The 26,137-nt window shown below is 36.5% G+C and carries 20 protein-coding genes; 6 read left to right on the top strand and 14 right to left on the bottom strand.

Annotated elements, in window-relative coordinates; translation table 11 throughout:
* Window positions 1-227: hypothetical protein (locus CLV90_RS19325; RefSeq protein WP_166638599.1), on the top strand; the 227-nt coding region annotated here is incomplete at its 5' end.
* A gap of 47 nt (window positions 228-274) precedes the next feature.
* Here the strand turns inward: CLV90_RS19325 and CLV90_RS14775 are convergent.
* Window positions 275-2,014: an ABC transporter ATP-binding protein gene (locus CLV90_RS14775; protein WP_133688273.1), complete on the bottom strand. Its 1,740-nt coding sequence runs from the start codon at window positions 2,012-2,014 to the stop codon at window positions 275-277.
* A 164-nt stretch (window positions 2,015-2,178) separates the two neighbouring features.
* Between CLV90_RS14775 and CLV90_RS14770 the strand changes: the two genes are divergently transcribed.
* Both CLV90_RS14770 and CLV90_RS14765 read left to right on the top strand, forming a co-directional pair.
* Window positions 2,179-3,225 carry a TPM domain-containing protein gene (locus tag CLV90_RS14770; RefSeq protein WP_133688272.1) on the top strand — a complete coding sequence of 349 codons (1,047 nt, stop codon included), beginning with the start codon at window positions 2,179-2,181 and terminating at the stop codon, window positions 3,223-3,225.
* Between the two features lie 47 nt (window positions 3,226-3,272).
* Window positions 3,273-5,453 carry an acylase gene (locus CLV90_RS14765; RefSeq protein ID WP_133688271.1) on the top strand — a complete coding sequence of 727 codons (2,181 nt, stop codon included), beginning with the start codon at window positions 3,273-3,275 and terminating at the stop codon, window positions 5,451-5,453.
* A gap of 16 nt (window positions 5,454-5,469) precedes the next feature.
* Here CLV90_RS14765 and CLV90_RS14760 read toward each other — a convergent pair whose 3' ends face one another.
* The 8 genes from CLV90_RS14760 to aqpZ form a co-directional block, all read right to left on the bottom strand.
* Window positions 5,470-6,504: an agmatine deiminase family protein gene (locus CLV90_RS14760; RefSeq protein ID WP_133688270.1), complete on the bottom strand. Its 1,035-nt coding sequence runs from the start codon at window positions 6,502-6,504 to the stop codon at window positions 5,470-5,472.
* Window positions 6,505-6,509: 5 nt separating this feature from the next.
* Window positions 6,510-7,394 carry a carbon-nitrogen hydrolase gene (locus tag CLV90_RS14755; protein ID WP_133688269.1) on the bottom strand — a complete coding sequence of 295 codons (885 nt, stop codon included), beginning with the start codon at window positions 7,392-7,394 and terminating at the stop codon, window positions 6,510-6,512.
* Between the two features lie 81 nt (window positions 7,395-7,475).
* Window positions 7,476-8,123: a hypothetical protein gene (locus CLV90_RS14750; protein WP_133688268.1), complete on the bottom strand. Its 648-nt coding sequence runs from the start codon at window positions 8,121-8,123 to the stop codon at window positions 7,476-7,478.
* A 104-nt stretch (window positions 8,124-8,227) separates the two neighbouring features.
* Window positions 8,228-9,295, bottom strand: a complete 1,068-nt coding sequence (locus CLV90_RS14745) for a dipeptidase (RefSeq protein ID WP_133688267.1) — start codon at window positions 9,293-9,295, stop codon at window positions 8,228-8,230.
* A 2-nt stretch (window positions 9,296-9,297) separates the two neighbouring features.
* Complete coding sequence (locus CLV90_RS14740; RefSeq protein WP_133688266.1) at window positions 9,298-10,410, bottom strand: D-TA family PLP-dependent enzyme; 1,113 nt, start codon at window positions 10,408-10,410, stop codon at window positions 9,298-9,300.
* Window positions 10,411-10,415: 5 nt separating this feature from the next.
* Complete coding sequence (locus CLV90_RS14735) at window positions 10,416-10,883, bottom strand: RidA family protein (RefSeq protein ID WP_133688265.1); 468 nt, start codon at window positions 10,881-10,883, stop codon at window positions 10,416-10,418.
* A gap of 11 nt (window positions 10,884-10,894) precedes the next feature.
* Window positions 10,895-12,211 (bottom strand): gluconate:H+ symporter, encoded by a 1,317-nt coding sequence (locus CLV90_RS14730; protein ID WP_133688264.1) that lies wholly within the window; start codon window positions 12,209-12,211, stop codon window positions 10,895-10,897.
* 99 nt (window positions 12,212-12,310) lie between these two features.
* Window positions 12,311-13,003: an aquaporin Z gene (gene aqpZ, locus CLV90_RS14725; RefSeq protein ID WP_133688263.1), complete on the bottom strand. Its 693-nt coding sequence runs from the start codon at window positions 13,001-13,003 to the stop codon at window positions 12,311-12,313.
* 387 nt (window positions 13,004-13,390) lie between these two features.
* On the opposite strand from aqpZ, the gene CLV90_RS14720 reads away from it, so the two are divergent.
* Window positions 13,391-14,653 carry an aminotransferase class V-fold PLP-dependent enzyme gene (locus CLV90_RS14720; protein WP_133688262.1) on the top strand — a complete coding sequence of 421 codons (1,263 nt, stop codon included), beginning with the start codon at window positions 13,391-13,393 and terminating at the stop codon, window positions 14,651-14,653.
* A gap of 1 nt (window position 14,654) precedes the next feature.
* On the opposite strand, the gene CLV90_RS14715 is transcribed toward CLV90_RS14720, so the two are convergent.
* Window positions 14,655-15,551: a metallophosphoesterase family protein gene (locus CLV90_RS14715; RefSeq protein ID WP_133688261.1), complete on the bottom strand. Its 897-nt coding sequence runs from the start codon at window positions 15,549-15,551 to the stop codon at window positions 14,655-14,657.
* 111 nt (window positions 15,552-15,662) lie between these two features.
* Here CLV90_RS14715 and CLV90_RS14710 point away from each other — a divergent pair, with 111 nt between their 5' ends.
* Window positions 15,663-18,035, top strand: coding sequence for a GAF domain-containing protein (locus CLV90_RS14710; protein WP_133688260.1), 2,373 nt, complete (start codon window positions 15,663-15,665; stop codon window positions 18,033-18,035).
* On the opposite strand, the gene CLV90_RS14705 is transcribed toward CLV90_RS14710, so the two are convergent.
* Complete coding sequence (locus CLV90_RS14705) at window positions 18,024-19,241, bottom strand: Pycsar system effector family protein (RefSeq protein ID WP_133688259.1); 1,218 nt, start codon at window positions 19,239-19,241, stop codon at window positions 18,024-18,026. The two genes, CLV90_RS14710 and CLV90_RS14705, sit on opposite strands and share 12 nt — an antisense overlap.
* Before the next feature lie 57 nt (window positions 19,242-19,298).
* Here CLV90_RS14705 and CLV90_RS14700 point away from each other — a divergent pair, with 57 nt between their 5' ends.
* Entirely contained in the window at window positions 19,299-23,021 is a 3,723-nt protein-coding gene (locus CLV90_RS14700; RefSeq protein WP_133688258.1) for a metallophosphoesterase, read from the top strand.
* Between the two features lie 9 nt (window positions 23,022-23,030).
* Here the strand turns inward: CLV90_RS14700 and CLV90_RS14695 are convergent, their stop codons facing one another.
* The 3 genes from CLV90_RS14695 to CLV90_RS14685 are packed head-to-tail and all read right to left on the bottom strand — an operon-like array spanning window position 23,031 to window position 26,135.
* The gene (locus tag CLV90_RS14695; RefSeq protein ID WP_133688257.1) at window positions 23,031-23,888 is read right to left on the bottom strand and encodes a hypothetical protein; all 858 of its coding nucleotides are present in this window, start codon (window positions 23,886-23,888) and stop codon (window positions 23,031-23,033) included.
* A gap of 1 nt (window position 23,889) precedes the next feature.
* The gene (locus tag CLV90_RS14690) at window positions 23,890-24,780 is read right to left on the bottom strand and encodes an AraC family transcriptional regulator (protein ID WP_133688256.1); all 891 of its coding nucleotides are present in this window, start codon (window positions 24,778-24,780) and stop codon (window positions 23,890-23,892) included.
* A 23-nt stretch (window positions 24,781-24,803) separates the two neighbouring features.
* Window positions 24,804-26,135, bottom strand: coding sequence for a vanadium-dependent haloperoxidase (locus CLV90_RS14685; RefSeq protein ID WP_133688255.1), 1,332 nt, complete (start codon window positions 26,133-26,135; stop codon window positions 24,804-24,806).
* Window positions 26,136-26,137: the final 2 nt, after the last annotated feature.

The following is a 26,137-nucleotide window of genomic DNA, read 5'->3' as shown; positions in this document are numbered from 1 at the left end:
AACAACCAACAACCAACAACCAACAACCAACAACCAACAACCAACAACCAACAACCAACAACCAACAACCAACAACCAACAACCAACAACCAACAGCCAACAGCCAACAGCCAACAGCCAACAGCCAACAGCCAACAGCCAACAGCCAACAGCCAACAACCAACAACCAACAACCAACAACAATTTTCGAACTTGAACTTGAACTTGAACTTGAACTTGTTTTTTGAATTAGTATTTATTTTTTTTCCTAACTCCTAACTCCTAACTCTTGTAGTTATATCCTAGCCTGATATGTAAACAAGTTATGATATCTCCCTTCTTTTGCAATCAGTTCTTCATGCGTGCCTTGTTCAGCAATTCGTCCGTTTTCAATAACTAAAATCTGATTCGCTTTTCTAATGGTACTTAATCGGTGAGCGATAACAAAAGTGGTTCTTCCTTTAGTCAATTCAGCCAAACTCTTTTGAATTAAAGCTTCACTTTCAGTATCCAGATTAGAGGTAGCTTCATCTAGAATTAAAATTCTGGGATTTGCCAATACAGCCCTTGCAATAGCAATACGTTGTCGTTGGCCGCCCGATAATTTTACGCCGCGCTCACCAATAACCGTATTTAATCCATCTTCAAACCTATCGGTAAATTCATTAACGTATGCTGCTTTGATTGCGGACTGTAATTCTTCTTCAGAAGCGCCAGGTCTTGGAAAAAGGATATTTTCTCTAATAGTACCTTCAAATAGAAAATCGTCTTGTAAAACAACACCTAAATACTGTCTAAAGCTGGTGAGGTCAACTTTTGATAAATCGGTGCCGTCAATGGTAATTTCTCCCGAATCAGGATTCAAGAAACTAGCTGCCAGACCGGCGATGGTAGATTTTCCTGAGCCAGAACTACCGACAAGGGCAATGACATCGCCAGATTTTGCCTCAAAACTGATGTTGTGCAAAACATCTTTATCTTCTTCGTAGGCAAATGATACATCATTGAAAACCATATCACCTTTAATATTCGAAAGTGTAATGGTTCTATCTTTTTCATCAGACTCAGAAACCTTGTTCATTAACTCTTCGGTACGATCTAAACCGGCTAAAGCTTCGGTCAATTGGCTTCCTATATTACTCATTTGAACTATAGGCGCTACCATTAGAGCGAGTAGAAAAGTAAACTCAAAATATTCACCAGTAGTAAGCTCTCCCTGCATCATTTTGTAACCACCAAAGCCCATCATAATACCTGTAGTTGCCAAACCTAATAAGAAAGTAGAAGCGCTGGTCATAAATGCCGTAGCTGTTAAACTCTTCTTCACATTCTGGTATAATTTATCTACACCCTCTTCAAAAACCTTGCTTTCTTGTTCTTCGGCATTAAATCCCTTTATAACACGAATACCACCAAGGGTTTCTGTCAATCTTCCTTTTACTTCCGCATTAATTTTTCCACGTTCTCGAAAAACAGGTCTAATAATTTTAAAAGCTTTTAATGCAATCAATGCAAAAAGAATAAGAGGCACAAAGGTTAAAAGTGTCATGGTAGGGCTAATTCTTAGTAATAAAATTAGCGACACTACTGCGGTAATTGTACCACCAACAAGTTGCACGAGTCCGGTACCGATTAAGTTTCTCACCCCTTCAACATCGCTCATAATTCTAGAAACTAATGAGCCGGATTTAGTATTGTCAAAAAAGCGAATAGGCAATGAGAGCACTTGTTTCTGTACTTGAGATCGCAATTCAGAAATCATATATTGAGCTTGTATACTCAATACTTTGGTCAATAAAAATGACATCACTGCCTGTACTAAAAACGCAAAGATCACAACCGCGACCAATATTTTTAATAAGTCGTAATCTTTGTTAGGTACAATATCATCTAAAAAATAACGGAGCGACACCGGAGCAACAAAACTTGCTGCCTTACTTATGATAATGAGTAGTAAACCTAGTAAAACCAGTTTTCTGCGCGGCCATATAATAGTCTTAAATGCGGTTAATATACTTACTTTTTTTTCTGCCATATGTGTTTAATTTTTCACTGTCTTTTCGAGCAAAGTCGAGACTAAAAGACAATAAGTCGCAAGTTACTTCAATTCTAAAGTTTTACCGAATCTAGAATAGGTTTTGATAATTACTATTTGTGTCAATAAAGGTTTTTATATTTGAGTATCCTGATTGCCGACCGATGCTTAAAAAAACCATTTTTCTTTTTTTATTAGTCACCTTTTATGCGAATGCACAAGAGCAATACTATGAATTGCGTGATTTCGTAACCGATAGTGCAGGCATTTTCACAGCAAGTCAAACAGCAGATTTAAATCAGCGTTTGGTAGCGTTAGAGGAAAATACTACCAATCAACTAGTAATAGTAACGATAGAAGGGTTGGGTTTTGATACCATTGAGTCTTATGCGAACGGACTGTTCAATCAAAATAAAATTGGTCAAGAAGGAAAGGATAACGGACTGCTGATTCTATTTTCAGAATTGGACCGAGAAGTAAGAATAGAGGTAGGTTATGGGTTGGAACCGTACATTACAGATGCCGTTGCCTCAAGAATTATAAGGAATACGATGATTCCCAATTTTAAGGAAGAGGCATATTTTACAGGAATCAATGAGGCTAGTAATCAGCTTATAGAATTTTTAAATGATCCTAGTGCATTAGAGGAGTTTAAAAAAGAGATTGCCGATGAAGATTCTAAAGAGAAGTTATATATGAATATATTTCTTGGTATGTTTTTCTCCATATTTATAGGGGTTGGTAGTTTTTTCTTTCTTAAAAGCTATGTCAATGTTATCGAGGTTTTTAGAGGGGTGTTCATCGGTAAATTAGGGTTGTTACCAGGGGTGTTTATGCTTTTGGCAGGGTTGTTTTCAAGTATTTTCGGTTTGGTGTTTATAATTGTTCCTCTAATTATAGGCTACAGTATTTACATGTCCAATTCCCAAGCTGCAGCATTTATTTTTGATGAACCCAGTCTTATACTGTGGTTACTTCTTCCATTTTTTGGTATTGCCGCAATAGTAGCATTTATAAAACTTAAGATTTCTGGTAAAGAAGATTTGAGTATTTCTTGGATTAAAAATGACAAATCCTATTACAGAAAAACATTCTCTTCTTCAGGTACGCATTCTTTCAGTTCGGGTAGTAGTTCTTCTGGCGGTAGTTCAAGTTCATTTTCCGGTGGCGGAGGAAGTTCTGGTGGTGGCGGATCAAGCGGTAGTTGGTAAAAATCAAGTACATTTATACATCTCAAGAATTTATAAAAATAGTAGCAATGAACAGAATTATTTATTTGTTGGCATTCGTATTGGTTTTATCATGTAAGACTAATAAGCCAGAGAAGGGTGAAATTGAAAAATGGGAAGCTCAGGCTGCGAATGTTGAAATAATAAGAGATGATTTTGGTGTGCCCCATATTTATGGTAAGTCAGACGCCGATGCTGTTTTTGGCTTATTATATGCACAGTGCGAAGATGATTTTAATCGCGTAGAGCAAAACTATATTTGGGCAACAGGTAGGCTGGCAGAAGTAGATGGCGAAGAGGCTTTGTATAGCGATTTGCGTGCAAAATTATTTATGACAGAAGAAGAGGCAAAAGCGAATTATGAGAAAAGTCCCGCTTGGTTAAAAGAATTATGTGATGCTTTTGCCGATGGTGTCAATTACTATTTATACACACACCCAAAAGTAAAACCAAAATTACTGACACATTTTGAACCATGGATGCCGATGTACTTCAGCGAAGGATCTATTGGCGGAGATATTGAACGAATTTCTACAAAGAAGATAGCTGCCTTTTATGAAAGTAATATGGCATTGCCAGAAATGGAAGCGATACAGTTGCAAAAAGAAAAAGAAGCAGAAGAGCCACAAGGGTCTAACGGAATTGCTATTTCAGGTAAATTAACCCAGTCTGGCAATCCGTTATTATTAATCAATCCGCATACCTCATTTTATTTTAGAGGAGAAGTTCATGTAGTTTCAGAGGAAGGATTAAATGCCTATGGTGCGGTAACATGGGGTCAGTTTTTCGTCTACCAAGGATTCAATGAAAAAACCGGATGGATGCATACATCAACATATACTGATGTTATGGATGAATTCAAGGAGACAATAGTTAAAAACGACGATAATTTATTCTATCAATACGGTGAAGAATTACGACCGGTTCAATCATCTGAAATTGTGTTGAAATACCTTGATGGTAAAAAGCTCAAAGAAAAAAAGTATCCGGCATATAGAACGCACCACGGACCAATAACTCACGTTGCCAATGGGCAATGGACAGCATCTGCCATGATGTGGGAACCGGTGAAGGCATTAGAGCAGTCATTCATCCGAACAAAACAAAACGGATATAAAGGTTTTCGTGAAATGATGGATATCCGTACCAATTCAAGTAACAATACGGTGTATGCGGATGCGGAAGGAAACATCGCTTATTTTCATGGTAATTACGTTCCAAAGCGAGATGTTCAATTTAATTATACGGAACCGGTTGATGGTAGTAATCCTAAAACAGATTGGCAAGGGTTACACACGGTCGACGAAAATATTTTGGTATTGAATCCTGAAAATGGGTGGATCCAAAACTGTAATTCTACGCCGTATACATCGGCTTTAGAATTTAGTCCTAAGAAAGAAGACTACCCAAACTACATGTCAAAAGATCAAGAAAATTTCAGGGGAGTACACGCAATTGAATTATTGACGGATAGAAAAGGCTATACGGTAGATAGTTTAATTCAATTAGCGCATGACCCGTATTTACCGGCATTCAAAGCTTTGATACCTGGGTTGGTAAAAGAATATAATTCTCATGATGATAAGAATCCGAAATTAAGGGAGCCTATTGAGATTCTTGAAGAATGGGATTACACAACGGGTGAAGATCAGGTAGCTATGACATTGGCACATTTCTATGGTACTGCTATGGGTGCAAGGGCCAAACATCCAGATAATATGAGTGATATGGAACGTTTGACCTATTTTGGTACGCATACAGAGGAGTCTCTAAAAATATTCGAAGAAGTAATTGATCAACTAACAGCAGATTTTGTGACTTGGAAAATGCCTTGGGGAGAAGTGAATAGATATCAACGCATAACAGGAGATATCAAACAGCATTTTGATGATTCTAAACCAAGTATTCCTATAGGTTTTGCTTCTGGTAGATGGGGAGCGTTGGCTGCTTATGGCGCTCGTTATACCACAGAAGGGGCAAAGAAAATATACGGTACCAGAGGTAATAGTTTTGTGGCGGTCGTAGAATTTGGTGATACCGTAAAAGCTAAAAGTATGTTAGCTGGCGGGCAAAGTGGAGATCCATCTTCTCCACATTTTGATGATCAAATTATTAGATATAAAAATGTAGATTGGAAAGAAGTACCTTATTACCGCGAAGATGTTTTAAAAAGGGCACAAGAGACCTATAGGCCTGGAAAAAGAAAATAGGTATTTATTAAAGCCTTTAAGATGGAATCTGCTGACTTAAACAATGAAGTGTTCCAAAGCCCCAAATTAAGTCTATACAGTTAATACCGATTACTTCTCGGTCAGGAAAACAATCTGCTAATATATTCAATGCAATTCTGTCATTGGCATCATTAAAAGTAGGTACTAATACCGCTTTGTTTATAATTAAAAAGTTAGCATAACTGGCAGGCAGTTCTAGCTCTTCAAAAATAATTGGTTTTGGCATAGGTAACTCAACAACTTTTAATGGATTACCATTTTCTAAGGTTGCGACTTTTAAGCGTTTCAAATTATCTTGTAACGGTTGGTAGTTTTTATGTTTTTTATCTTCTTCAACAACAGTAACTACGGTGTATTCATTTATAAATCTACAAAGGTCATCTATGTGCCCGTGTGTGTCATCGCCAGTTATACCGTTGCCTAACCAAATGGTATTGGTTACCCCAAAATATTCTTTGAAAACCGCTTCATAATCTTCCCGTTTAAATGCTGAATTACGAACCTGAATAGACGGATGTAAAAGACATTCTTCTGTGGTAATCAAAGTGCCTTTGCCATTTACCTCAAGTGCGCCGCCTTCTAAAATTATTTTTTTACCATTGAAGGTTGCTTGGCTTACTGGTATATCTAAATGATTTGCGATCTTATTTGGTACGTGCTTGTCTAACTGCCAGTTATTGTATTTTGCCCAGCCATTAAAATTAAAATTTAGAGCCTCAGATTTCCCATTATTTTTTACGATGATAGGTCCGGAATCTCGCATCCAACTTCTGTTGGTTTTATGAATGATAAAAGAGATTTTATGTATGTCTACGGTGGCCATTTCTAAAAGATTTGTAACCGAAATTTTCAGTTTCTCATTAGCAACAATCAAGTAAACGGTCTCGTAAAGTGAAACTTTTTTAATGAACTCTACAAACGCCCAACGAATAGCTTCGTATTTTCCAGGCCAATCATTTCCATTGTGGGGAAAACATAATAGTATACCTTTTTGCTTTTCCCATTCTGCCGGAAATCTTCTATTATTCATAAACTTTAATCTAAAGCACGTTTTGTTATATCGCCAAAAGCATCAATACGTCTATCTCTGAAAAAAGGCCAATTTTGACGTACATTTTCCTGTAAGTCTAAATCAACTTCTGCGATTAAAATTTCTTCTTTATCATGAGAGGCTAATGCAAGTATTTCACCTTGCGGTCCGCAGATAAAAGATTTCCCCCAGAACTCTAATCCATCGGTTCCTGGTAGATATTTTTCTAATCCTATTCTGTTCGCGGCAGCAACATAAATTCCATTGGCAACGGCATGACCTTTCATTACATTCATCCATGCGCCATATTGGTTTTCGCCATATTGCTCTTTTTCTGCCGGATGCCATCCAATAGCTGTTGGGTAGAATAAAATTTCTGCGCCTTTCATAGCTGTAAGTCTTGCAGCTTCAGGATACCATTGATCCCAACAAATTAGGGTACCTATATTCCCTTTTTTAGTTTTTATAGATTGAAAACCTAAATCACCGGGAGTGAAATAGAATTTTTCATAAAAATGTGGATCATCGGGTATGTGCATTTTACGGTATAGACCTGCTTTTGTACCGTCTGTATCTATAATGTAAGCACTATTATGATAAATACCGGACATTCTTTTTTCAAAGAAAGGAATTATAAGGGCTACGCCTAATTCTTTTGCTAATTCGCTAAAAGCCGTAAAAGAAATATCACCTAACGGTTCGGCAATAGAAAAATTCGCCACATCTTCACTTTGACAAAAGTAATGGCTGCTATAAAGTTCTGGAAGACTAATAACTTCTGCACCTTGGTTGGCAGCTTTTCTAATCCATTCCAAGCATTTTTTTCTATTCTCGTCTGCGGTATTATTCAGGTTTAACTGAATAACGGCAACTTTATATTTCTGACCCATTAAAAAATGATATAATTAAAAACAAAGATATTAAATTAAATATCTTGTAGGCAGTGGATTAAATTTTAGAAATGTGAATTCTTACTCTTTCGTAACGATCAACGTTGCTTTAGAACCTGCAGATAAAAGCCATTTATTAGAGTAGATTAATTCGCCTTTGTCATTGTAAACATCTACCTGTGCAGTATTCGGTGCTGAAGAGCCATGGTTCAGAGCTTCGAAGTCTAAACGATTAAATCCGTCTTGTAAATCAACATTAATTCCTTTAAATGCTCCTGTTAACAAAAGGTTCTGTTCAACCACCATATCGTTCATATAAATTTTTACGCGATCACCATCTACATATTCGTGATCTCTACAAACAATACCTATAAACTTTCCGCTACTTTTTACATCACCCAAATATTGATCGGCAAAATACTGACCAGAACCACCTAAACGCTCACCCGGTCCAATTCGTGGATCTATTTTCATACCTGTACCAGCTTGCACCAGTTCTTCATCACGTAGCATTTTTACAGGATTAGGTTCTCGCATATCAACACTTGGCTGTTCTATAATTAAATTGGGCATGTTCAGGACAGAACCCTTATTTGGAGTGCCACTAGAATTAATAGGGTTTACCTTATCAATTTTCAACGGTTTGGATGTAGGTAAATCTGTTTGAGCAGAAACCTGAACCGCAGAAAAGGAGAACAATGCAATAAAAAGAAAATAAAGCTTTCTCATCGAATCTTAAATATGATGAAATAAAGATAACAAATACCCTGCCATGGGTACTTAAGGCTTCGTTAAAAAAGGGTCGATGCCTTAAGTATTCGATGAAATATGATCTAAGATTGTAAATTTCGTCTTAAAAAGTTAATGAAATTACCATTCATAATTTTCTCAATGTCCGGTTGCCCATAACCTCTATCTTCTAGCAATCCTATAATTTTCTGTAAATCAGCAATGGTATCGATATCTGCAGGGCCTTGTTCTTTTCCAAAGCCGCCATCTAGGTCAGAGCCTATACCCACATGATTCGCATTACCCGCTAATTGGCAAATATGGTCGATATTATCTAGTATCTGCTGTAGACTTACGTTTGCGGATTGCGGAGTAGAAACACCTCTTTCCCAAGTTGGTGTCATCATCCAAGCATCTAAGACCACACCGACAACTCCTTTTCTACCAATGATTTCTTTCAATTGCTCATCGGTAAATTGCCTGTGATGATTTACTAGAGACCTACAATTATTATGGCTGGCCCAAAGTGGTCCGTCATAATTTACCATTGTTTCCCAAAAACTTAGGTCGCATAAATGGGTGACATCTAGTATAATACCTAATCGTTGAATTTCTTTTAATAGCTCTCTACCTTTGGTTCCTATTCCGCCTACTGAATTTGTTCCGTGAGCATACGTACCCGGACCATAATGTGCAGGACCAATAGCTCGTAAACCCGAATCGTAAGCTTTCTGAAGGTATGAGATATCTACGATAGAATCTGCACCTTCAAGACTAAGTAAATAGCCAATAGGCTTCTTTTCTTCGTCTGTTTTCCAAAGGGCTAAATGTGCATCGAGTTCGGTTTTGTTGGTGATCTGAACCATTTCGCCAGCCTCTTCCATGCTTTTGTACCATGCTAGCTGCCCTTGGGTATGTGCCCATGCCTGTTGCGGCGATTTCCATCCCGGTAGGGTATTGTCTTTGTGCACATAACGAGCAATCTGCGTCGCCATACAGAGTCCGACATTACCTTTTCTCATCGCTTCTAATGAAACGGTATTAGTACCACGACCAGGTTTATCGGTTAAACCGTGTTCACTTTTTCTAATTTCGTCAATAGACCAAGTCAGGTTGCGATTCCAGTCCATGGCATTCATAGAAAGGTCTAAATGGGCATCGAATATAAACATGCTTAAATAGTAGATTTTTGTGTTCTGGCAGTTACGGGCCAGTAATCGATAATGGTATTATCTTTTATAACAGTTAAGGTATCGTACTTCGCCACCGTTGGGCAAATATGTCTCGGTATGGCGTAGTGTGGATCGCCAACCTCTGGTATGGTTAAATCATCATATTCTACCACCAAATGTTCTTCCGATTGGCTTATTTGCTTACTGTGTTTGAGATCTATAAACTCAATTCTAGGAAAAGGCATTTCAGGTGCAACCGATTTATGACCAAGATCAAAACATAGAATTCCGGTTGTTGGTTTGCTTACAATTCTGGTGAATAATACTGCAGCTGGTAGGAAGTCCATTTCTGGAAATTGGTTTCCGTATCCAGAATCCCAAAGAAGAGTTGTTCCGGGGCTCGCATCAACATCTTGGCGTTTGCAGTGAAAAGGAAATGTTGGCGAACCGCCAGCTACGATTTTTGGGCTAGGTATGTTTTTTTCTTCAATACTTTTCTTTAAATAGATAACCGCTTCGAAAGCGGTGTTACATTCTTGTTCTCGTATTACGGGGTCTGAATTACGTAAATGCCCATCATAAACATGTAAACCTTCGGCAATTAAATATTTATTTTCATGTAATTGAGAATACAATTCTAGAGCGTCGTTGTCGGGTATGATTCCTGTTCTGTTCATACCATTATTAATATCTATCCAAAGCGGAATTCTAATGTTGTTGGATGCTGCCATTTCACTAAGAATAGTAAGCGTTTTAGAATTATCTATAAGGGTTGAAAACTTGGTGTTCGGGTATTTTTTGATCAATTCAATAAAACGCTGTGCATTTGCACCAACGGGTTGCATCGCCAATAATACGTCAACCGTATTGCAGTCACCAAGTAATTCAGCTTCAGCAATAGTGGCGCATTTGAATTTTCGAATTCCGCGTTCCATTTGCATGTTAATGATATTGGCATTTTTATATGTTTTTACATGCGGACGTAGCCTATTTGCATCACCAGTCATAGAAATCATCAAGTCGATGTTGTGCTGAATTCTGTCTGGATACACCAATAAAGAAGGAGAAATTACTCCATCAGGATGATTAATCGAATACCAATTTTCGTTTGTCATAATTTTTAATGATGTAGTTCGAAATGTGCCTCAATTTCAACAGGAATACCGCCGGGTAGTATCATACCAACGGCACTACGAACTCCGACTCCGTTATCAGGTCCAAAAATGTCTGCCATAAGTTCGCTAAAACCGTTAATGACCAAAGGTTGTTGACCAAAATCGGGAGCAGAATTCACCATTCCCAAGGTTTTTACAATCCTTTTAATTCTGTCGATATCCCCAAAATGGGTTTGTATCGTAGAAAGCATGGTAAGGGCAACTTGCCTTGCGGCAACTTTAGCCTCTTCCATCGTCATATCATGACCAGCTCTGCCGACAATTAACGAGCCATCATTTTGCATAGGACCCTGACCAGAAATATATAAAAAATGGTCGACGACTAAAACAGGTTTGTACAAACCTGCAGGCGGTGGAGCAGGTGGTAAAATCAAACCCAATTCTTTTATTCTTTCAGAAGGTTTCATTAGCATATGTATTTAATTTAAATAAAGGCATTAATTGTTAAGACGCCAAGTAGACCCATGATACCTACTGTGGTTTCCATGACGGTCCAGCTTTTTAGCGTATCGTTTACAGATAGATTAAAGTACTCTTTAAATAGCCAAAAACCGCTATCGTTAACGTGAGATAACATTAAACTACCCGATCCTATGGCCAACACCATTAATTCAGGACTAGCCCCTGTGCCTTGAACAAGAGGTAGTACTATACCTGCAGCGGTTAAACCGGCAACAGTTGCAGACCCAACACAAACACGTATTACGGTAGCAATTAACCAAGCTAAAATTAAAGGAGAGATGGAAGATTCTTGTAATATCGCTCCAATGTATTCGCTTACACCACTATCTATTAATACTTGTTTAAGTGCGCCTGATCCCGCAATAATAAGAAGAACCATAGTAATACCGGTAATGGCACTACCAACAGAATCCATGACTTCTTTCATGCTTTTTCCACGACCAAGACCTAAAGTATAAATGGCCACTAAAACGGCAATAAGCATTGCAATTGCAGGGTTACCCATGAAAACAAGAATCTTGGTAAGAAATAAATCGGCAGGTAGTAAAAGAGGAGCCAAGGCGGCAATGGCAATTAATATAACAGGTAATAGTGCGCTTATAATACTATTTGCCATACTCGGCATTTCATCTTCCTTTAAAATTACAGGATTTAAAAATTCTTTTAATGGAGTTGCATTTATACCTTTTAAAGTTCTGGAAAGTAATGGTCCGGCAACAATAATCGCGGGTATAGCGACAATAATCCCGTATAACAAAGTTTTACCAATATCGGCGTTAAACATAGAGGCAAGAGCGGTAGGTGCAGGGTGAGGAGGTAAATAACCGTGTGTAACTGAAAGTGACGCTAACATTGGTAGACCTACATACAAAAGAGGTAGGCCAGTTGCCGCTGCGATTGTGAACACTAGAGGGACTAGAATTACAAAACCTACAGAATAAAACATGGGTATACCAACAATGAATCCGGTTAATACTACCGCCCATTGAATATTCTTTTTTCCGAATTTCTCCACCAGTTTTGTAGTAATTCGTTGGGCTGCACCACTATCGGCAACCAACTTGCCTAGCATTGCGCCGAGACCTAAAATAATTACTAGAAATCCTAAAATATTACCGATACCTTTTTGAATGGAGTCGACCACACTAATAGGTTCCATACCTTCAGCAATACCAACGAACAAAGAGACGATGATAAAGGTGATAAAAGCGTTTAGTTTAAATTTGGCAATGAGAATGAATAGGAGGAGAATCCCTAGAATAACGATAAATAAAGGCATATTTTAATAGAGTTAGTTTGGTTGATCCTCTAAATATACCATAAAAAAAAAGCTCATCATATTTAAACTAAACATGATGAGCTTAAAAAAATAATACTATTAATTATCGGTAACTTCAGGAGATATAGCTTTGTAAACTATGCCTGCTAAAATGGCTCCTACTATAGGTGCTAGCCAAAATAGCCAAAGTTGATCTATAGCCCAATCGCCAGCAAATAGAGCCTGACTTGTACTGCGTGCAGGGTTTACCGATGTATTGGTAACAGGTATGCTTATTAAGTGTATTAGTGTAAGACAAAGTCCGATAGCCAAACCAGCAAAGCCTCTTGGTGCTTTAGTATAGGTAGAACCTAAAATTACAAATAAGAACATAAACGTCATAACTACTTCTATGACCAAGGCAGAAGTCATACTGTATCCGCCAGGTGAATGTTCGCCAAATCCGTTAGATGCAAATCCGCCTAAAACGAAATCAGATTTACCTGAAGCAATAAGATAAAGAATAGCTGCACCTGCAATACCGCCCATTACCTGAGCAACGATATAAGGGAAAACATCTTTACCGTCAAAGCGCCCACCTACCCAAACACCGATGGTAACGGCCGGGTTTAAATGACAACCAGAAATATGACCAATGGCATAAGCCATTGTTATGACGGTTAAACCGAAGGCTAAAGATACTCCGACAAAGCCAATACCTAATTCTGGAAAACCTGCGGCAAGTACGGCACTACCGCAACCACCTAATACCAGCCATAATGTGCCAATAAACTCTGCAATAAATTTTTTCATTTTTATAAGGTTTAATTGATTGTATTAGTTTAGAAACCAAATATTTGCGAAAGTCACAATATATTATTGGTTTTGTTGTGTAATTATTGAATTTTAGCTTGGTAAGGTTTGAATAAATAATAGAATTGTACTATTTATAATAAATATAATGTTGGTAAAATAATTATTATAGTGTTTTATAATAGCACATATTAAAGAGTTATCATGAATTACCTGAATTTTTATTGACATTTATAATTCTTATGGCCGTAAAATAACAATTGGATAAATTCATTAAAAGGAAGTGTATTATATTGGTATTCATTGGTTTAGTTTTAATATTTTTAGAAGAGTGATAATTAAATATTCTTAGCTTAAAAATCGAGTTATCAAAAAAATATAGCCATCATGAATAAAAGACAGTTTTTGACCAACATGGGTAAAGCAGCCTTTACCCTACCTTTTTTGCCGTACAGTTCTGTGGTAAAAGGGGCAACACCAACAAAAACGTATGTAACAAAAACTGAAGATGATTTTTGGTTAAGAATACGGGAGGATTATCTTTTAAAACCAGATTATATCAATCTGGAAAATGGATATTATAATTTTATTCCGACTCCGATAATGATGAAGTATATAGACCATTTAAAAATGGTCAATTATGAAGCTTCATACTACATGCGTACCGTACAGTGGGATAATAAAGCAAGCGTGCGTGATCGATTGGCAAAGTTTGTCGGCAGCACTCCAGAAGAATTGGTAATAACTAGGAATGCAACGGAGTCATTAGATTTAATAATTGGTGGTTATCCATGGAAAAAAGGTGACGAAGCCATTTATGCTTTACAAGATTATGGTTCCATGAAAGACCATTTCGAGTTGATGGTTAAAAAATACGGTATTAAAACTGCGGTGGTAGATGTACCAAACTACCCAGAATCTGATGAGGAGTTGGTAGCTCTGTATGAAAAAGCCATAACTCCAAATACAAGGTTGATGATGGTGAGCCATATGATTAATATTACCGGACATATATTACCAATACGAAAAATTTGTGATATGGCACATAAATATGGGGTTGAGGTTTTGGTAGATGGAGCTCATTGTATTGGTCATTTTAAGGTAGATATAGAAGCATTACATTGCGATTATTACGGAACTAGTTTACACAAATGGTTAAGTGTACCTCTTGGGTCTGGCATGTTGCATGTCGCAAAGGATAAAATTACAAAAATATGGCCCCTTTTTACGGATTGGGAAAATGATTCTGACCTTATTCAACGATTAAATCATACCGGAACATTGCCGGTACATACAGATTTAGCTGTTAATGATGCTTTAGATTATATAGAGATGATTGGTATAGAACGCAAACAAGAAAGGCTTCAATTTCTACAAAAATATTGGAGCGATAAATTAAGAAATGTGCCCAATATTACGGTAAACACGCCTGTAGAAATGCAGCGAAGTTGTGGTATTGCTAATGTGGGAATAACCTCTATGGATGCTAAGGAACTAGCAGCTCAGTTATTAAGTGAGTTTAATATATTTACAGTAGGTGTTGATTATGCAAATGTAAAAGGATGTAGAATTACGCCCAATGTTTATACTACCACAGATGAGTTGGATAGTTTTGTTACCGCTATGAAAACAATGGCAAAAAGAAGTTGATTTAACTATTTATATAATCTGCCAACTTCTGTGGACCTTCCAATAAAATGCGAACAACTCTTAATGTGCCGTCATCAGTGGTATTAATTTGCCATTTTATTAGAGAGATAGATCCTTTTTCAATTTCTATACCGGTAATACTTCTAGGGTGAACACAACTACCATCATTAAAAAGAGGTATATCACCAGGCTCAGGAAATCGTGGTCTATGGGTATGACCTACGACAGTAACTTTTAGGTTGTTTTTTAGTATCCATTTTTTTGTACGTCGCTCTACTTTTATAAGCTCTGTATAGTTTTTTGCGGGCGAGGTGGGGTCGGCAATACCCCATACTTGTAGGGGTTTCCAAAGAACACGTACCAAAAATCGTCCCCAGCGCCAAAAAGTATAGTTCCACCAATCTGCTTGGTGGCCATGGGTAAGAAAAACTTCTTGGTCGGTATCTCTATGTTTTAATACAATGGCTTCATGATATTTTATTCCCTCGAAAAGCGATTTGTCTTTGTCGTCAATAGGTTCGAAATAGCTAGACAGATGTTTTTTTACATAGTCTTCATCTTTATAGACCATGTCATGATTTCCCCAAATCATATGCAATCTGTGCTCGAGATGAAATTGCTTTAAAAGTTTGAATACATTTTTATGAGCTTCAAAAATAGCCTCAAAATTACTATTCTCCCAGAGTTCATCACCATCACCTAATTCACAATAATCGAACCCTTCTGTATAGTAGAATTTTAGCGCATGATAATAGATGTTTCTATTGTTCGCAAATTCATCAGAAAAACTGTTGTCGCCCCTATGGCAATCACTAAAAAGTATGAATTTTGAGGTATCGTCAAATGGAATAACTTTAGCATTATTATAAGCTCTTGTAAGTCTACTATCCGATGACATGGGCTATTTTTCGTTAAATATCCGAAAATCCAGTCAACCATAGGGCTTAGGACCTTAAAAAAACTTGGTATGTTTTGTAACTTTACACCCAATTAGTAGACTAACTGAACCATGGGAAAGCACGATAGAAAGATAATGCCGGTTAAGCACCTTATAAGTTTTGAAAAACTTCTAGAGAAGTACGATGAACATTTAAAGGGCGATGATCCTTTTTTGGCGGCTACCGCTGAACGAATTCTATCTATTGAAAAAGGTTTTCCTGAACTGCGAGATGGTTTTTCAGATTTCACTTTATTAGAAAAGAACCAAGATCTTATTCATCGAATTTTACAAGATACATTTACAGAAGCGTTGAGTGGTAACGAGATAAAGGTGGCTACGTTACCTTATCAAGACCTAATTATAAAGTCGTCTGCGCGTTTTCAAAAAATAATTGAGGAGGCAGGTGATGATTATGTGCCAGAGTTAAGAAACGTTGGCGATGATATGGACTACATCATGAGTTGCGTTGTGGTTTTAAACTATTACTATGGTTATCATTTAGACTTTAGTCGACCTTATTTTTATGATATACCTGATGCAAATGGGGTAATGCGCCATTACCGAATTTTATACAATGCAGATTTTATTGATGTTATACCTACAGAGAAGGCGAAAGTAATTACACAAGAAGACGTAGATGAATTATTGGCTAGCCCAAATGATATTAAACTTTGGATGGAGAAGATTCCGCCAGAAAGTTTTATATCCAAAGGTTTCGTAATTGCCAATTTGTTCGATGTAACTATGGAGCAGGCAATTTCGAATATTAAGTCAAAGCTGATTTCAAAGGAGACTATACAACCGACGAATTTCATGCATGATCTGCAAGAAACTTTTAAGTCGTTTTTTAGATTGCCGAATATTAAAGTCGGTTTTACTTCATTCGATGCTAAAAAGGATGAGTTTGAAGAAGTTTCAGGTATGGGGTTTGAAAGTTTTCTTTTAAGAGGTCAGCACCATATGAAATGCAAAAGTGCATTGTGTGAAGATTCTTATGATAAACTCATAGATCACAATGCTTACTTTACTATTGCCGATATGGATCGTAAAGTGGAACAGTCTGGTGACTTACAGCCATATGTAGGGTTAAAAGCTCAAGGCATACAAAGTGCTATTTTTGCTCCCATAGCCTTTGAAAATAATCTTTTAGGGGTTTTAGAAATCGTTTCTGAAAAGAAAGGGGTGCTAAATGGTGTAAATGCGCAAAAGCTAGATGATGTTATGCCTTTTATAATATCTGCTGTTGTACGTACCAAAAATGAAGAAAATAACAGAATAGACGCTATTATACAGAACGAGTGTACATCTGTGCATTCTTCGGTTTATTGGAGGTTTCAAGAAGAGGCCAAAAAGTTCATGTTAGACGAAACGGAAGGTAGGTCTCCGTCATTTAAAGAAATTGTTTTTAAAGATGTCTACCCGTTGTTTGGTCAAATAGATATCAAAGATTCTTCGCAAGCTAGAAATTTAGCCATTCAGCGTGATTTAATGATTCAGCTTTCAGAAATTGACAATGTATTGAATATTGCTTTGAATAAGTGGGAATTGCCTATTTATGAGGAGTTGATTTTTAGGGTGAATAATCACCTTGAGAGTATAAAAGAGATGCTATATACAAATAGCGAGCAAGCTATTTTTGATTTTGTACACGAAGAGATTTCGCCAGTTTTTGAGCACCTTAAAAAGTTCGATAAAGATATTGAGAAGCATATTCTAAAATATGAGTCCAAAATTGATATGGGTACGGGTTCGTACTATGACCATAGAAAGAACTATGATGAAAGTGTAACATTGATCAATAAAAAGCTTTCATCGGTTATTGATAAAAGACAAGAGGGTGCACAAGCAATGTTCCCTCATTATTATGAGCGTTACAAAACAGACGGTGTAGAACATAATATGTACATTGGTTCATCGATATCTGAAAATCAAGAGTATAATTCGCTTTATCTTAATAATTTAAGGTTATGGCAATTGCAAGTCATGTGCGAAATGGAAAATGCTCATTATACCCTAAAACCAAAATTACCGGTACCATTAGACGCCGCATCATTAATTTTAGTTTATAACACATCATTATCTATTCGTTTTAGAATGGATGAAAAGCAGTTTGATGTTGACGGAACGTATAATGCACGTTATGAGGTAATTAAAAAAAGAATCGATAAATCGTACATCAAAGGTACAGATCAAAGGTTAACTCAAACAGGTGTACTTTCTATTGTGTATTCTCAAAAGAAAGATGAGCTAGAGTACCTAAGATATATTAAATTCTTAAAATCTAAAGGTTGTTTTACCAACAAGGTAGAAATTGTAGAGTTAGAAGGTTTACAAGGTGTTTCTGGGTTAAAAGCTATACGGGCCGAGATTCTTTACAAAAGAGAACAAGAGCCAGAAAAGACATACACGTACCAAGATTTAATGGATGCCTTAAAAGAGTAAAACTTCACTTAGCAGCTGGATTTTACGATCAGGGCCAAAAAATTTAAACGAAATGGCAAATGCTATTACAGATAGGATCATACCGATCATGAAAATGGTATATGTCCAACGCAAAAGAGAGTATTTTCTATTCAATACAATGCCAAGAAAATAAAGATCTTTGGTTAAAGAGGTATAGATGTAATCTTTATCCTTTAGCATTTCTTGAATAGCCCATTCATAATCGCCTAATGCCATTTTATGAAAATTCCCGAAGAACAATAGGTTGACACTTTTGTTTGCCACATCATCTTTGGTAAATTCACCGCTAGTAACATTAGGTCTGGTGGCTAATACCGCTAATACCATAGAAACCACACTAAATAATACAAATATTACCGTTGGATAAATTAGGTAGTCGTTAGATGGATTGTCTAGTTTTGGTATAAGATTAGATAACGCCAAGGATATGATTATGGCATTTACGGAAAGTAGAATATTCGCTTTTGTATCTGCAATATCACTAAGGGTAATATGATTTTTTAGGGTTACACGATATAGCGTTTGAATACCACGATCCGGACTTTCGCTTTTAAACTGTGCTTTTAATTTTTCTTTTTTGGCAAGTTTCTTTTCAGACTTTTTATCTTTTATTAGTTTTTTTAAGTTTTTGTCTTTTTTGGAAAGCCAATTTTCTTTAGCGTAATCGGTATAATATTGGTGGTCCGTTCTAAAAACTTGAATATTTAGTTCTAGCCACTCTTTTTGGTTGTAGTTTTTTAAACCAAGTAGTTTTAATTCTTCACGTAAAAGATCAGAAGTTTCTAAATAGCTGCTTTGTGCAAAGTGAGAAGAATCTGCATCGCGTATAATCTCATCCATCAAATTGTTTGGCTTTGCATTCCATTTTGTGGCAAGTATACAAGACTTCACCTTTTCTATTTTTTCTTTTTCATATCCTTCTTTTGTCAAAAAATCTTCAGCAATTTCACAGCTACTTTCTTCATGGTTAGCCGTTCCTTTTGTGTATCCGGTATCATGTAACCAAGCTACTAATACAAGAAGTTCCTTGTCTTGATCAGATAGAGAACAAGTTTCCAGTAATTGTTTAGTACTTTTAACGACTCTTTGAGTGTGTCTTAGATTATGGTATAAAAACTTCTTATCCAAATCATTGGTAAGTAAGTCATTTACAAATAGTTTTGTTTTATCTAAGATTTCTGGCATAAGAAGAATTGGTTTAAAAAATCCAAATTACAAAATTTTAAAGAGGGCAACGTTACTATGAAAAAATTATATGCTTATCTGTCGGTTTTTATATTCATTACTAGCTGTGCTACATATAGTACCAAGTATGTAGATCAAAAATATGCTAACGATGTAAATGAAGAAAAAGAAATATCGCATACCTTTTATTTAATTGGAGATGCAGGTCTTTCGCCTATGGGTGATATGAACCCTGCCCTTAAAATATTCAAAAATAGATTAGATAAGGCTAGTAAGAATAGTACAGCAATTTTTCTGGGAGATAATATTTATCCGGCAGGTTTGCCAGATCCTAAAGATTCTACAAATGCGTACAGAATTGCCAAAAATCATTTAGATGCGCAGTTGAATACATTAAATGATTTTAAGGGAAGACCACTTTTTATACCAGGTAATCATGATTGGTATACCGAGGGGTTGATTGGGCTTGAGCGCGAAGAAGATTATATTAAAAGTGTTTTAAAAGAGAAAGAAAAAGATCCATTTTTACCAGAAAACGGATGCCCAATAGATGTTGTGGAAATAGGGGATGACGTGGCTATTATAACTATAGATTCAGAATGGTATTTGACCAATTGGGACAAGCGCCCAGATATTAATGACAAGTGTGATATAAAGAGTAGAGAGAAGTTTTTTTTAGAGCTTGAAGATGCGATAAAAGATTACCGCCACCGCACAACGCTTATCGCAATGCATCACCCTACCAATAGTTATGGCGAGCATGGCGGGCAATATTCGGTAAGAAAGCATTTTTATCCAAAGAAAATGGCAGTGCCATTACCAGTTTTAGGAAGCTTTATTAATGTACTTAGAAGTACTTCGGGTGCGTCTATAGAAGATGTGAATAATAAGCGTTACAGAGAGTTAATGAACAGGGTGACTACATTGGCACAGTACTCTGATCGCGTCATATTTGCATCTGGGCATGAACATACATTACAATATTTTGTTGAGAATAATACACCTCAAATAGTAAGTGGGTCTGGTGCAAAAAAAGGCTTTACACGATTGTTGAACGGTTCTCAGTTTAATACCGGCAAAATGGGATATGCGACTTTAGAAATATACACCGATGGTTCTTCTAGAGTACGTTTTTATGGCGTAGACGATGATAACAACGAAGAATTTTTATTTACCAATGAAGTTTTGCCGCCAACTCAAAAAGAATATGTTGGTGAGTTTACCGGTCAGTTTCCTGACAGTATTAAAGCTTCTGTGTATAGTAAAGATGAAATTGATAAAAGCGGATTTTATAAAGGAATATGGGGAGACCGTTACCGCGAGTATTATGGTACAGAAGTGAAAGTGCCGACCGTAAATTTAGACTCTTTAATGGGAGGCTTAGAGCCTGTTAAAAAGGGAGGAGGTCACCAATCAAAATCATTGCGATTACGTGCAAAAGACGGTAGGGAGTATGTAATGCGAGCTTTGAGAAAAAGCGCAGAATTGTATTTGCAGTCCATGGCATTTCAAGATCAATATGTTCTTGACGATTTAAAGGAGACCTACACTCAAGAAATATTGCAAGATTTTTATACGGGATCACACCCTTATGGTCCCTTTACGACAGCGAAGTTATCAGATGCGGTAGGCATTTATCATACGAATCCTGTTTTATATTATGTTCCTAAACAACCTGCACTTAAAGAGTACAATGACACTTTTGGTGATGAGTTGTATATGATTGAAGAACATACAGGTGATGGTCATGGAGATTTAGCAAGTTTTGGGTATTCAAATAATTTAACCAGTACCGATGGTATGCTTGAAGACCTTCGAGATGATGAAAAATACGAAGTCGATAAAGACCTTTATTTGAGAGCGCGACTATTCGATATGATTCTTGGCGATTGGGATCGACACGTAGATCAATGGCGTTGGGCAGAATTTAAAGATGAGAAAAAAGGTAAAACCGTATACAGACCAATACCTAGAGATCGTGATCAAGTATTCTCAAAAATGGGCGATGGCGCCTTAATGAAAATAGCTACTCGTATTATACCAGGCTTACGATTAATGGAAGGTTTTAATGAAGATATTAGAAGTGTAAAAGGGTTCAACTCTTCGCCTATGACCTATGTGTTAGACTTAACATTGTTAGGTGAAACCGAAAAAAGTCAGTGGATGGCGCAGGCAAAATACTTACAAGAAAACTTAACCACAAGTGATATTGATGAGGCATTTAAATCTTTTCCTGTAGAAGTACGTGATGAAACGGTAGATGAAATTAAAGAAATTCTTTTGGCGCGGTTAAGTCACATTCAAGAAACTGCTAATGAGTACTACCAGATATTAAATAAATATGCTGTAGTTGCAGGTACAGATAAAGATGACTGGTTTGAAATTAATAGGTTAAATAATAAGGAAACCGAAGTAAAAGTGTTCAGAAATATCGGTGATAAGAAAAAGCGTCTGTTTTATTACAAGGTATTCACAAAAGAAGACACAAAAGAACTATGGGTATTTGGTTTAGATGACGATGATATTTTCGAGGTTAAAAATCCGTTTAATTACGCTGGTGTCAAAGTCAGAATTATTGGTGGTCATAATAATGATATTTATAGGGTAGAAGGTGGTAGAGATGTCGCTTTGTATGATTTTAAAAGTAAGAAAAATACGTTTGAAGAAACTGGTGGTACAAAAGTAAAACTGTCAGATGATTATGAGTTGAACACCTATCAGCCGTTAAAGTTGAGAAATAGTTTCAACCAAATTATCCCTACGATAGGGTTTAATCCAGATGATGGTATGCGAATAGGTTTTGTAAATACCTATACATATAACGGTTTTAGGCAGAATCCTTTTACCCAACAACACACTTTTGCTGCATCATATTATTTTGCTACAAGCGGATTTGATTTCAAGTATCAAGGTGAATTTGCACATGTATTCGAAAATTGGAATGCTGAGCTGAAAGCACGTTTTACGAGTCCGAATTTTGCCATTAATTTCTTCGGATTTGGGAATAATACCGAAAATTTTGATGACGATTTAGAACTAGATTATAATAGGGTAAAATTACGACAGATAGATTTTTCGCCTTCACTGGTGTGGAGAGGGCAATTGGGTGCAAAAGTGAAATTAGGTTTGTCTTACGAAAATATTAGTGTTGAAGAAACCAACGATAGATTTATAAACACATTTTATCAGGAAAACGGAGAAGAGACTAATAGTGATTTTGTTGGTGCTCATGCTGCTTACACGTATGAGAATAAAGATAACGAGGCGTTCCCAACTTTAGGTATGTCTTCTTCTTTAATGGTAGGTTTCAAAGAGAACCTTTCAAAAGAGGGCGGTAGTTTTGGTTACGTTATTCCTAGTTTAGGTTTTGATTACAAATTGATACCCAATGGTAGGTTGGTATTAGCAACTAAGTGGAAAGCACATTTTAATATTGGCGATGAATACGAATTTTACCAAGCCGCAAGTATTGGTGGTTTAGATGGACTTCGCGGATTTAGAAATCAACGCTTTACCGGTAAAACATCGTATTATCAGAATACAGATATAAGATTTAGTCTAAAAAAGAAACGTACCAGATTATTGCCAACGGCCATGGGTCTTTTTGGCGGATTTGATTATGGTAGAGTATGGATGCCTGAAATGAGTTCTGGTCGCTGGCACACTTCATATGGCGGAGGGTTCTTTTTAAATGCCTCAGATATCATTTCTATAAACACTGCCATTTTCGCTAGTGAAGACGGACCAAGATTTACTTTCGGACTAGGGTTCGGGTTTTAGATAACCCAGTTATTTTAAGGAAAAGGTGTAAAGGTTGCCACCTTCACCGTGTGCTTTTTCATCGGAAATTAGTAAGGTCTCGTCATTAAGAAAACAAACAGATTCTAATTGAGAGCGGGCACCTAAATCAATTTCTTGCATGTTTCCTTTAGAGAAATCATCCCAGGTGAAATTTGTGAAAATGAAAAGCTTACCGTAACTAAGTGCTATAATTTTATCACCTTTTGGCGATATGTCAATAGATGTTATTTGGCAAATTTTCCAATCTGTACATGGTGTAAACGAACCCACTAGTGTGGCTTCGTAATTACCTTTAGTATCAGGTACCCAGTAAATATGGGCTTCACCGGTGAACGATTTTGACCTGTTTTTAGTTACAATGTATAATTTGTTACCATGATGAAATATAGCCTCTGAATCATAGAAAAGATGATCTTTCTTTGGTGGAAAGTCTTTTTGATCAGGGTAATGTAGCTCAATCTTTTCAGCGTCAATTTTATCCCCTGGTTCAATAGTCGGGTTTGGTAATTTGTAAATGACTAAATCTTTACGATCATTAGCATTATTGCCAATATCACCTATGTATAAGTTGCCGGCAGCATCTTTTGTAAGATCCTCCCAATCATGATTTTTTCCGTTTTTAACTTTAAAACTTTTAAGTATTTCTCCGTTTAGGTTTACTTGGTATATTTCATCTTTATTGCCGCCATCTTCAACGACCCAAACAATAGAATCGCCGTAGGTAGCTAAGCCTGAGTTTTCAGACAAACTATCGGGCAAATCAGCAATTACTTTAAGTTGCCCGTAATTATTACATGAGATAAGTGTTATGAAAATTACAAGGTTTGTTAAAATTAGTTTATTCATATTATTCTGCTATTGGCATAAATACCTCGGTCTTCCAATATAACGCATCTCCACCCATGTTCGGGTTGTTATAAAAGAATTCAATAGGATTTGCTTCTACTTTTATATTGTTTTTTTCCGCGTAATCTAAAAGCGCATACCATGCTCTATCTGAGGTTATATAATTGCCGTTATATATGGCTTTTAGAGATTTTGAACCTTCAAATTCTTTATAAATAATATCTTTTATATCAGGCAGAGAGTCAGTTTTAATTATAGGATAGCAAAAGTTAAATGCAACACTATCTTTATGCATGTTCCAATCTGTAATTTCAATAAAAGGAACGCCATTTAATTGCAAACCATTACCTACAAGTACTGAGTTCAAAAAAGGATAACTATCTTTCATTGCAGTTGCTTTTTTTGTCTGAATAGTATTGTGTTGAACGCAAGCACAGTAAGTTGATGGTAATTCTTCTTCATTCAAAATGGTCACCTTAAATTCTTTTCTATGCTTATTTAAATAAGACATAAAATCAGTGACAAGTTTTCTTGACCCCTTTTCAAAATCGGTGTCTGTAAAGGGAATTGATAATCTATTTTTGAAACTATTGTCTTTGTCAGTTACATCTACCTTAAGTTGAGAGGTAGAGTCATTAATTGGGGAAATATTCCATGTATAAGTATGGGTAGAATCTCCAGATACTATAGTTTGCTTGAGATGTTTTATGTCTTCAAGTTGTTTAATTGAAGCATTGTTCAATGAAGTATTCCAGGCTTTCAATGACTGATTTATTGTCCCTGGAAAGGTTTTGGCTACGACCCTTATTTGATAATCTTGTGGCTTTATGAAAAAATACCAAAGTAAACCAATACAAATAATGGCAATTGTAATTGAAAGCGCTTTTTTCATGATGATTTAAAATGTGCTAAAAATTAATTTTTCTTCATTTTAATTTTAGAATTCAGTAGTGCACCAATTTTTCTACCTTGACCTACACCCACTTCAACAGCTGACCTGTAATGAATACCACCATACATTCTGCTAATGGCTGCTTCATCTGCTGCTTGGTTAAATGAATTGAATTTTCTAATAGGTAGGCCATACGGCGTTTCGGTATCATCTTCAAAGCTAAAATCTTCACCGTAAATACTGGTCAAGGCAGTTGCTGCAGCGCCAGAAACAACACTATGTCCACTCGTGTATTCTGGGAAAGGAGGCGTTTGTAGAATAGGCTTCCAATTCTCGTCGATATGTTGGTTAATTAACGTTTCTGGTCTAATTAAATTACTGCGATATTTTTCATCCCAGCAGCTAATAAATCCGTCAGCAATCGCCATTGAAGTTTTTGTATAGGCAAAAACAGTATCGTCGAAATTACTATTTGTTTTTTTACTGGCAATTTTTGTGATACCTATCCAATGTGCACCTGGGGTAATCTTTTTGGTAGCGAACATTAAATGTCCTCTTGTAACCGATACATACGGATTACAATCCCAGAATTTAGCTATTGCTACTTCGTCAGATTCATCTCCATTTTTAGTGATTTCATTACTAATATTATAAACCTCAATCAGTTCTTTGTAAAAATCTGAGTCTTTTTCTAGTGAAAACGGCGGTGGAGGAACGGGTTTAAATTGTGATGCGGAGTCTATGATAAAAGGGCGAATTTTGCTCCAATGTGGCTCAATACCGTCCATATAGGCAGGTGGAGTTGGTTGCCATCTGGTAGGGTCGTCTGTATTTACCGTAAATTTTGGCATGGTACGCGTTTGGCTGTAATTATCCTTGCCCATCCATTCTTTTATATGGTCTGCAACTTTTAGACCGTATGCTTTAGAAGCTTCGAATTCAGGTTCGTTCATTGACTTCCATTGTGTAAAAAGACTATCCTGTAAAACATCAAATTTATCTTCAGAGAATATCAATTGTCTGCTAATATTCATGTGCGCAATTAAGGCAGATAATTGAGGATTGATACCCGAAATAGTATCTATGGCAGGTATAGGTTTTAAATCTTTTAGTTGACCAGCTAATGATTGATAGTCAGGGTTTACTTGGGCAACGATTTCATATGCGGCAATATTAGGGTATGCAAAAATTCTACTCGCTACCGGTGGCGAGAAAATATCATGAATCATAATATCTATTATCTTATCAATAGAGTTGTGTAATTGATTAGGAGATACCACTATAGGTTCTTGCTTTTTTTCGGTGCAATTCGCTAATAAAATTCCTGCGATTAAGATTAAAATATACCTTTTCATTG

Source organism: Maribacter spongiicola, from assembly GCF_004364165.1.
Classification (GTDB): Bacteria; Bacteroidota; Bacteroidia; order Flavobacteriales; family Flavobacteriaceae; genus Maribacter; species Maribacter spongiicola.
Note: the sequence above shows the minus strand (reverse complement) of the source record. Positions and strands in the feature narration are given on the sequence as shown.